The organism is Streptomyces sp. Isolate_45 (genome assembly GCF_024721315.2).
Classification (GTDB): Bacteria; Actinomycetota; Actinomycetes; order Streptomycetales; family Streptomycetaceae; genus Streptomyces.
On sequence record NZ_JANFAK020000202.1, the window covers coordinates 1 to 13368 of the forward strand.

Genomic DNA, 13368 nt, shown 5'->3' on the forward strand with positions numbered 1-13368 from the left:
GCGGCTGCCGCCCGGCGGGCCCGGCGCACCGGAAGGGCCGCGCAGTATCCGTCCGGATCGTTGGCGAGGGCCAGTCCCGCCAGCCCGAACAGGATCACCGGAAGGTGCGCCGATTCCGTCACCCAATCCGCCAGCACCCGCGGGGCCACGGCGAAGACCAGCCCCGCCACCACCGCGTACTGCGGCCGGCGGACCCCGGCCGCCACGACGACGGCCAGCCACACCAGCCCCGTCATGGCCGTGAAGTCGGTCGCCGTGATCCGGGTGTTGAACGAGGCGTACATGACGCCGCCGAAACCGGCCAGGCCGGCCGACAGCATGAACAGCATCAGCTTCGTGCGCAGGACGGAAACCCCGGACGCCATGGCCGCCGCGGGCGCCGACCGTACGGCGAGCATCGCCCGCCCGGACGGCGAATCGCGCAGCGCGCCCAGCGCGGCGGCCACGACGGCGGCCAGGACGACGAGGGCCACCCCGAAGGCCCGGTCGTCCGACAGGTCCAGCGGACCGATCACCGGGCGCGGGACGGACCACCCGGAGTCCCCGTTGCGCAACCACCGCAGCTGGAAGAGCACCTGGTCGGCGAGGAAGGCCAGGGCCAGCGTGGCCAGCGCGAGGGAACGCCCGCCGAGCCGCAGCGCCGGCAGCGCGACCAGCGCCCCGAGCACGGCCGCCACGCAGGTTCCCACCGCCAGCGCCGCCACGAAGGGCCAGCCCCGGCTCATCAGGAGACCCGCGACGAGCGCGGCCCCGGTGACGAAGGTGGCCTGGGCCAGCGACACCATCGCGCCGAGCCCGGTCACCACGGTGAACGACATGAACACCAGCGCGATGGCCAGCCCCTGCGCGAGCAGTCCGGTCCAGAAGGGGGTGGTGACGGTGTAGAACGCCACGCACAGCAGGGCGGCGGCCACCGCCCACCCACCCCACCGGCGTTTCCAGGACGCGCCCGCGAGATGGTCCGGGGACGGTACCTCGACCGCGGAGACCCCCGCGGCGCGGGCCCGTCGGGTCAGTACGAGCAGCCCCCCGAACAGGATCAGGAACGGTACCGCCGTGCGGAACCCGGTGATCCCCTCGGCGAAGGAGGCGTAGCCGGCGACCAGGTTCTGCAGGACTCCGAGCCCCAACCCGCCCGCGAACGCGAGCGGTACGGACGCGAACCGGCCGATGACGGCGGCGGTCGCCGAGACGAACAGGAACAGGGTGAAGTCGTGTGCGGACAGCCCCAGCAGCGGGGTCGCGAGCACCCCCGCGAGCCCCGCCAGACCCGAGGAGATCATCCACGCGACCGACGACAGCCGGTCGGCGCTGATCCCGCGCAGCTCGGTCAGCGAACGGTTGTCGACGGCGGCCCGCAGTCGCAGGCCGAGGCGGGTGTGCCGCATCAGCACCCACAGGGCGACGGCCACCACCGCCGTGACGACCCAGGTGATCAGTTGGTCGGAGTCGACGCCGACGCCGTCCGCGAGCTGCCAGGACCTGGCCGGGCTCGGCCCCACCCCCGGCAGCCCGAACTGGTTCTCGGCCGGCTTGACGGGGGCGCCGGCGCCGGCCAGCAGTTCCACCGTCCACAGTCCGGCGGCGGGCAGCGCCACGAGCAGCCCGATGGTCGCCACGATCTGGGCGGTCTCCCCGACCCGGGCGAGCCGCCGGAACATCAGCCGGTCCAACCCCCAGCCGAGTCCGGGGGCCAGGACGCACACCACCAGCAACGCGGCGGGAACGGCCGGCCAGCCCAGCCCGGAGTGCAGCTCGTAGAAGGTGAGCGCGCACAGGTAGGCGGTCGCGCCGTGCGCGAAGTTGAACAGCCCGGACGCCGAGTACGACAGCACCAGCCCCGTGGCCAGCAGCGCGTACAGGGCGCCGGACACCAGGCCGCTCAGTACGAAGACGAGCAGGTCCTCCATCCCGCTGCCCCGGCCCTCAGCCGAAGGGGATCGGTTCGTGGCACTTGAACGGCACGGACACCTCGTACTTGCCGTCCTTCAGCCGCACGAGCGCTCCGCAGCCGAAGCTGTCCTTCTGCCCCTTCGGCTCCGACCGGTCGCCGACGAGGGTGCCGGTGTCGGAGAAGCCCTGGGCGGCGGCCTGGAACGAGGTGACGGTCAGGTCCTTCCCGGCCTTCTGCGCGATGGCCAGGAAGAGGTCGGCGGACATGTACCCGGTCAACATGTGCATGTTGAGGGGGACGTCCTGGCCGCCCGCCGCCGCCCTGATGTCCGCCTTGAAGCGGGCCATGCCGGCGCTCTCCGATTCGAAGGGCTCGAACTGGAGGAGCACGTGCACCCCGTCCAGGGCCTGCTTGGTGGCGTCCTTGGCGAGCAACCCCGGGTCGTAGTCCGTCGGGTCGGTCAGCAGACCCTGGTAGCCGCCGCGCTTGAGCGCGGTGAACAGGCCGATGTTGTTGGGGGTCTGCATGACGGAGACGACCGCGTCGGGGGCCTTGCCGCCGTTGCTGCCGAGGATGTCCTTGACGTATGCGGACCAGTCGCTGGGCACGGCGGTCGCCGGGACCGACGCCTTGGCGTAGGACACCGTGAACCCGGCGCTGGTGAAGCCCTGTTGGAAGGTGCGGATGCCGAACTTCCCGGCGTCGCTGTCGTTCGCGATGATCGCCACCGACTTGCCCTGCTTGCCGCCGAGGACCTGGCCGATGCCCTCGGGCCAGGTCTGGTTGATGGTGCCGCCGGGGCTGGGGACCAGGCAGCCGTTGAACCCGTAGATGTGCTTGGGTCCGCAGAAGGAGGGCAGGGTGCCCCAGCCGAAGGTGGGGACCTTCTCCTGTTCCAGGAAGTCCGCTCCGGAGAAGGTCACCGAGCTCATGGGGGAGACCGCGAAGACCTTGTCCTGTTGGACGAGCTTGCGGGCGGCGGCCAGGTTCTTGCCGGGGTCCTGGCCGTCGTCCTCCGCCCCGATGTAGTCGATCTTCCGGCCGTGGACGCCGCCCTCCGCGTTGGCCCGCAGGTAGCGGGCCTTGGCCCCGAGGTCGGTGTCCTTCTTGCTGTAGCCGCCCGCGCTCGTCATCGACACGATGCCGCCGACCTTGATGGAACCGGCGCTCACGCCGCGCACGGCCGGGTCCCCGCCCCCCGGCTTGCCCGGGTCGGTTTGGTTGGAGGCGGAGTTGCAGGCGGTGACGAGCGCGAGGGCGGCCGCCACGGCGGCCAGGGCGCGGATGGGTCGCGGCATGGGTGGATCCCCCTCGGGTCGGAATCCCCGCATTCTGTGCGCGAGCTGACGCACCGTCAATATTAATCACCAAGTGAAATGACGGACCGTCAGATTCAATCGCCCGGGGCACGCCGTCACGACGGGTACAGCTCCTCCACCTCCCGCGCGTACGCCTTCTCGATCGCCCGGCGCTTCAGTTTCAGGGACGGGGTCAACAGCCCGCGCTCCTCCGTGAACTGCTCGGCCAGCACCCGGAAGGTGCGGATCCCCTCGGCCTGCGAGACCAGGGTGTTGGCCGCCACCACCGCCCGCCGCACCTCGGCCGCCAGTTCCGGATCCCCGACCACCTCGCCGGCCGTCAGCTGCGGCAGCCCCCGCAGCGACAACCAGTGCGCGACCCCCTCCATGTCCAGGGTCACCAGCGCAGCGATGAACGGCCGGTCGTTGCCCACCAGCACGCACTGCGACACCAGCGGATGCGAACGCACCCGCTCCTCCAACGCGGTCGGCGCCACGCTCTTTCCGTTGGAGGTGACCAGGATCTCCTTCTTCCGCCCGGTGATGGTCAGGTACCCGTCCCGGTCGAGCCGCCCCAGGTCCCCGGTCGCCAACCACCCGCCGCGCAGCACCTCCGCCGTCGCCCGCGGATCGTTCAGGTACCCGGAGAAGATGTGCCCGCCGTGCAGCCACACCTCCCCGTCCTCCGCGATGTGGACCGCGCTGCCCGGGATGGGCTGCCCCACCGTCCCGTACTTCGTCGCCCCCGGAGGGTTCGCGGTGGCGGCCGCGGACGACTCCGTCAGCCCGTACCCCTCGAACACCCTGATGCCCGCGCCGTCGAAGAACAGCCCGAGCCGCCTCGACATCGCCGAACCGCCCGACATCGCGTGCCGCACCCGGCCACCCATGGCCTCGCGGACCTTCCCGTACACCAGCTTCTCGAACAGCTGGTGCTCCATCCGCAGCCCCGCCGAGGGTCCCGCCCCCGTCCCGAAGGCCTTCTCCTCCCGGGCCTCCGCGTACCGCACGGCCGTCTCCACCGCACGGTCGAAAGGCCCGGTGCGCCCCTCCGACTCCGCCTTCCGACGGGCCGCCGCGAAGACCTTCTCGAAGACGTGCGGCACCCCCAGGACGAACGTCGGCCGGAACGCGGCCAGGTCCGGCAGGAGTTCCGCCGCCGCCAGCACCGGCTGGTGCCCCAACTTCACCCGGGCCCGCACCGCCGCCACCTCGACCATCCGCCCGAAGACGTGCGCCAGCGGCAGGAACAGCAGCGTCGACGCCTCCTCGCCCGGCCCCGCCCGGAAGACCGGCTCCCAGCGCGCCACCATCGTGTCGGCCTCGAACATGAAGTTCGCGTGGGTGAGCACACAGCCCTTGGGTCTGCCCGTCGTCCCCGACGTGTAGATGACCGTCGCCACGGCGTCCGGGGTGACGGCCCGCCGGTGCCGGTGCACCACGTCGTCGGCCACCGTCCGGCCGTCGGCCACCAGCTCCTCGACCGCGCCCGCGTCGAGCTGCCACAGGCGGCGCAGCCCGGGCAGGCCCTCGATGCCCGATCCGACCGTCATCGCCTGGTTCTCGTCCTCCACCACGCATCCGACGCAGTCCGCGTCCCGGAGGATCCACTGGACCTGGTCCGCCGAGGACGTCGGGTAGACCGGCACCGGCTGCGCCCCGATCGCCCACAGCGCGAAGTCGAACAGCGTCCACTCGTAGCGGGTACGGGACATCAGTGCGACCCTGTCCCCGAACCGGATGCCCTGCGCGAGCAGCCCCTTGGCCAGCGCCAGCACCTCCCCGGCCAACTCCCGCGAGGTCACGTCGCGCCACACCCCGCCCGTCTTGCGGCCGAGGACCACCCGGTCCGGATCCTGCCCCGCGTACTCGAAGACCACGTCGGCCAGACCGCCGACCGGCACGCTCGTGACCACGGGTGGGACGGTGAACTCGCGCAACATCCCGCTCCTCTCCCTGGGGCGCCGCGACGCTACCCCACCGGACCCCGCGCCCGGCAGCCCCCGGGAAACCTCCACAAGATCCCTACGGCCCGGCCCGGGACCCCGCCCGGCGGCCCGGAACCGCGCCCGTCCCCCCGCCCGGACCTGCGGCACACCACCGCGGGCCCGGCGCTGTCGCCGGGGCGACGACCACCCCCGGGGAAGAGGCCCGGGGCGGGATCCGGGCGGGCCCGTACGGAGCGGGCCGCCCCGGGGCGCGGCCCCGACGGGAACCGGCGAAAATCGACCCGGACATCACCCGGGCGTGCTCCGGCGGCGGGCCGCCGACCGGTCTACGCCGGCCTGCTGAGGCGGTCCCCGCCCGCGAGGACGGCGGCCGCCAGGGCCTCACCGGCCGGCGTCGGACGCCGACCCTGGAGCAGCGCGAACTCCACCGGCCCCAGCTCCGGCAGACCCCCCACCCGGGCCAGCCCCGGCGGGATCAACCCCCTGGTGTGCGCCATCACTCCCAGCCCCGCGCGGGCCGCCGCGATGAGGCCGCTCAGGCTGCCGCTCGTACAGGCGATGCGCCAGGCCCGGCCCTCCCGCTCCAGCACCTCCAGTGCCCGGGCCCTGGTGATCCCCGGCGGCGGGAAGAGGATCAGCGGCACCGGACGCTCGGGATCCACCCGCAGCCCCTCGGCCCCGATCCACACCATGCGGTCCCGCCACACCAGCCGACCCCGCTCGTCCCCGGGCCCGCGCCGCTTCGCCAGCACCAGGTCCAGCCGGCCCGCGTCGAGCCGCTCGTGCAGCGTGCCCGACAACTCCACCGACAGCTCCAGGTCCACCTCGGGGTGCTCGTGCCGGAACCCCTCCAGGATCTCCGGCAGCCGGGTCAACACGAAGTCCTCCGACGCCCCGAACCGCAGCCGCCCGCGCAGCCGGGTCCCCGTGAACCAGGCGGCCGCCCGCTCGTGCGCCTCCAGAATGGTCCGCGCGAACCCCAGCAGCGCCTCGCCGTCCTCCGTCAGCGCCACGCTGTGCGTGTCCCGCACGAAGAGCGCCCGCCCGGTCGCCTCCTCCAAACGCCGCACGTGCTGGCTGACGGTGGATTGCCGCACCCCGAGCCGGTCCGCGGCCTGCGTGAAGCTCAACGTCTGGGCCACCGTGAGGAACGTACGCAACTGAACGGGGTCGTACATGCGGCCATGCTAGGCCGTGCCGTCGGGATCCGACCCGACCCGTGCGGGCCGCCCGACCGGGGCGTCGGGGTGGTCAGGACGCCCGGGCCCGCTGCGTGACGACGATGCAGGCGAGTACCACGACCGCGGTGAGCGGGGCGGCCGGGCTGAGGTGTTCGCCGAGGAGGAGCACGGCCCAGACGAGCGTCAGCAGCGGTTGGGCCGGCTGGAGCCGGCTCGCCCGGGGCACACCGATCCGGCCCATGCCCTGGTACCAGAGGACGAACGCTCCGACCCGCACCCGCCGGCGACCACCGCGAGTGCGATCCGGTCGGTGCGTGCCGGAAGCGGTGCCCGGGTCCACAGCAGGGCCGCCACGGCTATCGCGGCGGCCAAGACGCCGCGAACCCCGGTGGCGCTCCAGGGCCCGAACCCGTCGAGCGCCCAGACGGTCCCCGGGAAGCTGAAGGAGAAAGCCGCCACCCCGAGCGCGGCGAGGAGCGTGCCGTTGGCGGGGGCGGAGGCGGGGGCCCGAGGGGGTGTGAGCACGCTGGACTCTGCGGTCATGATGCACCCCAACGATTGGCGTGAGTGATCAACCCGCCCATGTGTAAGGCGAGTTGGGGTAAACGGGTCCTGGCGCGGCCGCCGTTGACGGTGGTGCATCCCCTGCCCCGGTTGGCGCCCGAACCGCCGATCGGACGGCATCGACGGGGCTCTCTCGCGGGCTCTCGAACGCCCGCGGGCGACGGCACGGCAGCGGTCGCGCGCAGCGCGACGGCGATCGATCGGCTCATCGCGAAAGGGAAACCCCCCATGGCGGAGGTCGGGCGGGGAGCGTTGCCTCGACGTGATGCCGCTCCCCGCCCCGTGGTCGGTCCCGGCCGGGGTCAGCGCGTCGCGAGGTCCACGATGTGCTGGATCAGATCCGGGTACGTCCACCCCGCACCCGTCGCGGCCAGGGGCAGCAGGCTGGTCGCCGTCAGCCCCGGGAGCGCGTTGACCTCCATGCACATCGGCTCGCCCGCGGCGTCGCAGCGGAAGTCGGTGCGCGAATACACGTCGGTGCCGAAGCCGAGGACCTGGTGGGCGCGCAGCGCCAGCTCCTGGAGCCGGTCCGCGAAGTCCGTCGGCACCCGGGCCGGGCACACCTCGGTCACCGCATCGGGCTGGTACTTGGCCGTGTAGTCGAACAACGGCGTGGTCAGTTCGATCTCGACCACGGGGAGCACCTGGTCACCCACCACGGCGACGGTGAACTCCCGTCCCGGCAGGAACGGCTCCACCAACAGCTCGACCCCGTCGGGTCCCGTCCCGGCGGCGACCAGCGCCAGTTCCGCGAGCGAGTCCACCAGGTGCACCGACACGCTGGACCCGTCCGCCACGGGCTTCGCCACGACCGGTCCCGCGGCGACGAGCCGCCGCACTTCCTCCGGCACCTCACCGGGGCCCGGCCTCCACACCGCCCGTTCGACCACCGGCAGTCCCGCCGCGGCCAGCGCGGCCTGTGCCCGGTCCTTGTGCCACGCCGCCGCGCAGGCCGCGCTGCCCGCGCCGGTGAACCGGATGCCCGCCGCGCCCAGGAGGTCCTGCACGCGGCCGTCCTCGCCCCAGCCGCCGTGCAGCGCCAGGAACACGAGGTCCGCCTCCCGGAGGAGGTCCAGGACGGGCCCCTCCGTCAGACGGGCCCGCACGCGTTCCCGCAACAACCGTCGGCCCGCCGCGGACGGCGGCTCCTTGCCCACCGCGAACGCGTCCACCCCGTCGCCGGGGCGGAGCGGACCGGCCAGGACCGGCTCCTCGGCACCGGGATCGACCAGGACCACCTGGTGATCGCGCTCCAGGAGCGCCCGGGCGACCGAACTTCCCGACGCCAACGACACGTCGCGTTCAGCGCTTTCTCCACCACACAAGATCACGATTCGCATGGACAAAGTCTGTCGTACTCCCTCTTGTTCTCCGTGTTCACCCCGTCCGCGACCACGGACGGACACCATTGCTCAGACCTCTGCACCGGCGGGCTCGTCCGCGGTCCCGCGGGTGCGGGTGGCCCACCGGACGACGGGGGAGATCAGCAGGCCCACCGACGCGAACAGGGCCCCGAGCACGAGCCGGCCCGGGACGCCCCAGCCGACCACCAGCAGCGTCAGGACGGCCGGGGCGAAGATGCGCGACAGCGACAACCCGGTGGAGTAGGTCGCCTGGTACTCGCCGTGGCGTTCCGCCGGGGCCAGTCCGAAGGAGATGCTCCAGCCGGCGGCCGACTGCCACAGCTCGCCCGCCACGTGGGCCAACGCGCCCAGGGCCAGCAGCCCGACCGCGAGCCAGGTCGACCGCCCGCCCGCCAGGGCGAACAACACGCAGGCGAGGCCGATGACGAGCCCCGCGCGTCGGGCCGCGCGCACCGCCGGCGAGCGTTTCCGTGCCCTTCGTGGCCCTGACCTGGAGCAGCAGAACGCAGGCCGTGTTGATGCAGAAGAGCACGGACACCACCCAGCGGGGTGCGTGGGTGGCCGTGGCGATCCACAGCGGCAGCGCCAGTTCGAGGAGGTAGAAGTGCATGGACATCAGCCCGTCCAGCATCGTGAACGCGAGGAAGGGACGGTCGCGCAGGGCCGTGAGCCGCGGGCCGGTGCGCGGCGCCCCCACCGGCGCCACGGCAGGGATGCGCAGCGTCGTGGCCGCGGCCGGCGCGAAGGTCGCCGCGTCCCCCAGGATCACGCCCACGTACCAGCCCCGGCTGTCCGCGACCAGTCCCAGTCCGGCGATCGCCGAGCCCACGGCGAGCCCGACGTTCGCGGTCCCCCGCATCGACGAGGAGCCCAGCGGGCCCCGTCCGGTGAACCCGCCCCCCACCCGGGTCGAGGAGCACGGCGCGCCCTCGCGGACGGGGCCGCAGGGCGCTCGGCCCGCAGGCCGGCGACCGCCCCCCGATGGCGACACCGCTGGGCACCCGTGCCCATGTGGTCATCGCATCCCGTGATGACAGTCAGTGCGGTGTGCTGGTTTCCCGATGGCCGGGGATTGGCGACGATGGGCGCGGGGCCCGCGCCGTGTCCGGCCCGGGGGTCCCGCCCGACCCGCCGACCCCGCCGGCCCGGTCAGGCCCCGGCCCGTACCACCCCGACAGCAAGTGAGCCCCCGCATGCGCCGCCCCCGACTCCCGTCCTGGCTCCCCCTGGACCCGTACGTACTGGCCCTGCTCGGGACCGTCGGCCTCGCCGCCCTGTTCCCCGTCCGGGGCCAGGCCGCCGGCGTCGCGAACGGTGTCGCGACCGGCGCGGTGGCCCTGCTCTTCTTCCTCTACGGCGCCCGCCTCTCCACCCGCGAGGCCCTTGCGGGCCTGCGCCACTGGAGGCTCCACCTCACCGTGCTGGCCTGCACCTTCGTACTCTTCCCGCTGCTCGGCCTGGCCGCGGGGTTCCTCGTACCCGGCCTTCTCACGCAGCCCCTCCACAGCGGCCTGCTCTTCCTCTGCCTGGTCCCCTCGACCGTCCAGTCGTCCATCGCCTTCACCTCGATCGCCCGGGGCAACGTCCCCGCCGCGATCTGCGCCGGCTCCTTCTCCAGCCTCGTCGGGATAGTCCTCACCCCCCTGCTCGCCGCCGCCCTGCTCGACAGCGGCTCGGGCGGCTTCTCCCTCGACTCCCTCCTCAAGATCGTCGTACAGCTCCTGCTGCCGTTCCTCCTCGGCCAGGTCCTGCGCCCCTGGGTCGGCGGCTTCCTCGTCCGCCGCCGGCAGGTCCTCGGATACGTCGACCGCGGCTCGATCCTGCTCGTCGTCCACGCCGCCTTCAGCGCGGGCATGACGGCCGGGATCTGGCGCCAGGTCAGCCTCCCGCGGCTCGGCGCGCTGATGGTCGTGGAGGCGGTGCTCCTCGCGGTGATGCTGCTGGTCACCTGGTACGGCACCAAGCGCCTCGGGTTCGACCGCGAGGACCGCGTCGCCATCCAGTTCGCCGGTTCGAAGAAGAGCCTCGCCGTCGGGCTGCCCATGGCCGGCGTCCTGTTCGGCCCCCAGGCCGGCCTCGCCGTACTGCCTCTGATGCTGTTCCACCAGATGCAGCTGATGGTCTGTGCGGTCGTGGCCCGACGGCGCGCCCAGGACCCGGTGACCGACGTCCCCGCCGATGTGGCGGAGGTCTCCCGCGCCGTTCAACACCCCGCCCCACGGGGCCGGTAACGTGCGTCGGTGACCTGGATACGCCCGCTCGCCGCCAACGCCCCACGCCCCTGCACCCTGGTGGTCTGCCGGGGCTGCTGTTGCGGGGACCCGCGCAAGAACCCGGGCTCCGACCACGTCGGCCAACTCGCCCGGCTGCGCGAGGCGGCCGCCGCGTCGGAGGGCCGGTTGGCCGTCCGCACGAGCGACTGCCTCGGCCCGTGCGCCCAGGCCAACGTCATCGTCGTCCAACCCACCACCGAGAACCGCCGCCGGGGAGCGCGCGCCGTCTGGTTCGGCTTCGCCCTGGACGACACAGCGACGGACGAGATCATCGCCTGGGCCGAGTCCGGCGGACCGGGCAGCACCCCGCTCCCCGCCACCCTCGACCTCCACCGGATCGACCCGCCGGAACCCAAGCCGGCGCCCGCCCCGCGCCGCGGCCGCCGCCGCTAGGGCCTGTCGTCGAACTCCCGTCCGCCTCACGGCGGCCGGCACGCGCTCCCGCCGCACCGGGCGGAAGCCCGAGTACGTCCGGTACGCGGGCTTCCGCCCGGCCTGCCGGGAGCACGCACCGACCGCCGCGAGGCTGCCCACCGCGCCCGCTACGCGCCCGGCAGTACGATCCGTTGCTCGCCCGCGTACACGTTCATGTCCCGGCCCCGCAGGAAGCCGACCAGCGTCAGCCCCGACTCCAGTGCCAGGTCCACCGCCAGTGAGGACGGCGCGGACACCGCCGCCAGTACGGGTATCCCGGCCATGACCGCCTTCTGCGCCAGCTCGAAGGACGCCCGGCCCGAGACCAGCAGCACCGCTCCCGTCAGCGGTAGCCGGCCGGCCTGGGCGGCCCGCCCGACGATCTTGTCCACGGCGTTGTGCCGCCCCACGTCCTCCCGTACGTCGAGCAGCTCGCCCCCGGCCGAGAAGAGCGCCGCCGCGTGCAGCCCGCCCGTCCGGTCGAACACCTTCTGCGCCGCCCGCAGCCGGTCCGGCAGCTCGGCGAGGAGCTCCGGGGTGACCCGTACCGGATCGGCGGCGATGCCGGGAAAGCGCGTCGCGGTGCGGACCGCGTCCAGGCTGGCCTTGCCGCACAGACCGCACGACGAGGTCGTGTAGACGTTCCGCTCCAGGGTGATGTCCGGCAGCGGCACTCCCGCGGCCAGTTGCACGTTGACCACGTTGTAGGTGTTGGAACCGTCTTCGGCGGCGCCCTCGCAGTAGGTCACGGCGCGGACGTCCGAGGCGTGCGCGATCACGCCCTCGCTCACGAGGAAGCCGACGGCCAGCGCGAAGTCGTCACCCGGTGTGCGCATGGTGATGGCCAGCGGTTTCCCGTTCAGCCGGATCTCCAGCGGCTCCTCGGCCACCAGCGTGTCCGGGCGGACCCCGACCACCCCGTCCCGGATCCGTACGACGCGGCGCCGCTCGGTGACCCGTCCCATGGCGATCGCCCATCCGTTCTGTCCTCGTCGTGCACCTGACGAGGACATTCTCGCGGATCTGCGGCGCACGACGCCCCCGGCAGGAAGTTGCTCGGAATTCTCCAAACATCGGTGTGAGATTCCTGTCGGGTCACGCGCCCCTGTACCGGCCGGTAGCAGGCCAAGCTGGGAAATCCTGACTTCCGTACAGAGGGGGACCCCGCCCATGACCGGTTCACGCGTGGTGGCGCTAGGGCACTACCAGCCCGCGAAAGTGCTCACCAACGAGGACCTCGCGGCCATGGTCGACACGAACGACGAGTGGATCCGGTCCCGGGTCGGCATCCGGACCCGTCACGTCGCGGGACCCGAGGAGCCGGTCGACGAGCTGGCCTACCAGGCCGCCGGGAAGGCGCTCGCGAACGCCGGACTGATCCCCGACGACATCGACCTCGTCCTGGTGGCCACCTCCACCGCCATCGACCGGTCGCCCAACATGGCCGCGCGCGTCGCCGCCAAGCTCGGCATGGGCGGCGGTCCGGCCGTCATGGACATCAACGTCGTCTGCTCGGGCTTCACGCACGCCCTGGCCACCGCCGACCACGCGATCCGTGCCGGCTCCGCCACCCGCGCCCTGGTCATCGGCGCCGACAAGATGACCGAGATCACCGACTACACCGACCGCGCCACCTGCGTGCTCACCGGCGACGGCGCCGGCGCGGCCGTCGTCGAGGCCAGTGAGGAGCCGGGCATCGGGCCCGTCCTGTGGGGGTCGGTACCGGAAATGGGCCACGCGGTGCGCATCGAGGGCACGCCCCCGGTCTTCGCGCAGGAGGGCCAGTCCGTCTACCGCTGGACCACCAGCCAGCTGCCGCCGCTCGCCCGCAAGGTCTGCGAGAAGGCCGGGATCACCCCGGAGGAACTCGCCGGAGTCGTCCTCCATCAGGCCAACCTGCGGATCATCGAGCCGCTCGCCGCCCGGATCGGCGCCGTCAACGCCGTCGTCGCGCGTGACGTCGTGGATTCCGGGAACACCTCGGCGGCCAGCATCCCGATGGCCCTGTCGAAGCTCGTGGAACGCCGTGAGATCCCCGTCGGCGCCCCCGTCCTGCTGTTCGGCTTCGGCGGCAACCTCTCCTACGCGGGCCAGGTCATCCACTGCCCGTAGGCGCGGCCGGCGACGCCTCCTCCGCGTGCCGGGTCGACGACGCCCGGTGCGGCCCGGGGCGGGCGTCGATCGCCCGGCGCCCCCGCCCCGCGAGACGGTCCGTCCCGCAACCCGGCGTCAGGCATGCGCGCAGGTCAGCGCGGCGTGGCGGAGCACGGGCGCCCCGGATATGTGGTCGGAACCCCTCCGATCCTTTGCTATTGTTGTCCATGTCGCCGCGGGAAACCGGGGCCGACCACCTGGTCCGGGTGGCGGAATGGCAGACGCGCTAGCTTGAGGTGCTAGTGCCCTTTATCGGGCGTGGGGGTTCAAGTCCCCC

Annotated in this window: 10 protein-coding genes and 1 pseudogene; 3 read left to right on the forward strand and 8 right to left on the reverse strand. The window is 73.1% G+C overall.

Features of this window, described 5'->3' with window-relative positions:
- The 7 genes and pseudogenes from NOD94_RS36315 to NOD94_RS36345 form a co-directional block, all read right to left on the reverse strand.
- A partial coding sequence (locus NOD94_RS36315; RefSeq protein ID WP_281210499.1) for an ABC transporter permease occupies window positions 1-1910 on the reverse strand: 1910 nt, incomplete at its 3' end.
- A 16-nt stretch (window positions 1911-1926) separates the two neighbouring features.
- Window positions 1927-3192, reverse strand: coding sequence for an ABC transporter substrate-binding protein (locus tag NOD94_RS36320; RefSeq protein ID WP_281210500.1), 1266 nt, complete (start codon window positions 3190-3192; stop codon window positions 1927-1929).
- A 116-nt stretch (window positions 3193-3308) separates the two neighbouring features.
- Entirely contained in the window at window positions 3309-5132 is a 1824-nt protein-coding gene (locus NOD94_RS36325) for a long-chain fatty acid--CoA ligase (RefSeq protein ID WP_281210508.1), read from the reverse strand.
- Between the two features lie 335 nt (window positions 5133-5467).
- On the reverse strand, window positions 5468-6319 hold the full coding sequence (locus NOD94_RS36330) for a LysR substrate-binding domain-containing protein (protein WP_281210501.1): 852 nt from the start codon (window positions 6317-6319) through the stop codon (window positions 5468-5470).
- Window positions 6320-6392: 73 nt separating this feature from the next.
- Window positions 6393-6865: pseudogene (locus tag NOD94_RS36335) on the reverse strand (DMT family transporter).
- Window positions 6866-7188: 323 nt separating this feature from the next.
- Window positions 7189-8226 carry a D-alanine--D-alanine ligase gene (locus NOD94_RS36340; protein ID WP_281210502.1) on the reverse strand — a complete coding sequence of 346 codons (1038 nt, stop codon included), beginning with the start codon at window positions 8224-8226 and terminating at the stop codon, window positions 7189-7191.
- A 72-nt stretch (window positions 8227-8298) separates the two neighbouring features.
- Window positions 8299-8703 (reverse strand): hypothetical protein, encoded by a 405-nt coding sequence (locus NOD94_RS36345; RefSeq protein WP_281210503.1) that lies wholly within the window; start codon window positions 8701-8703, stop codon window positions 8299-8301.
- A 740-nt stretch (window positions 8704-9443) separates the two neighbouring features.
- Here NOD94_RS36345 and NOD94_RS36350 point away from each other — a divergent pair.
- On the forward strand, window positions 9444-10481 hold the full coding sequence (locus tag NOD94_RS36350) for a bile acid:sodium symporter family protein (RefSeq protein ID WP_281210504.1): 1038 nt from the start codon (window positions 9444-9446) through the stop codon (window positions 10479-10481).
- Between the two features lie 9 nt (window positions 10482-10490).
- Window positions 10491-10916, forward strand: a complete 426-nt coding sequence (locus NOD94_RS36355) for a (2Fe-2S) ferredoxin domain-containing protein (protein ID WP_281210505.1) — start codon at window positions 10491-10493, stop codon at window positions 10914-10916.
- A 149-nt stretch (window positions 10917-11065) separates the two neighbouring features.
- Here NOD94_RS36355 and fdhD read toward each other — a convergent pair whose 3' ends face one another.
- Complete coding sequence (gene fdhD, locus NOD94_RS36360; RefSeq protein WP_281210506.1) at window positions 11066-11902, reverse strand: formate dehydrogenase accessory sulfurtransferase FdhD; 837 nt, start codon at window positions 11900-11902, stop codon at window positions 11066-11068.
- A gap of 205 nt (window positions 11903-12107) precedes the next feature.
- On the opposite strand from fdhD, the gene NOD94_RS36365 reads away from it, so the two are divergent.
- A complete protein-coding gene (locus NOD94_RS36365) occupies window positions 12108-13049 on the forward strand; it encodes a beta-ketoacyl-ACP synthase III (protein ID WP_281210507.1) in 942 nt (313 codons plus the stop codon).
- Window positions 13050-13368 lie beyond the last annotated feature (319 nt).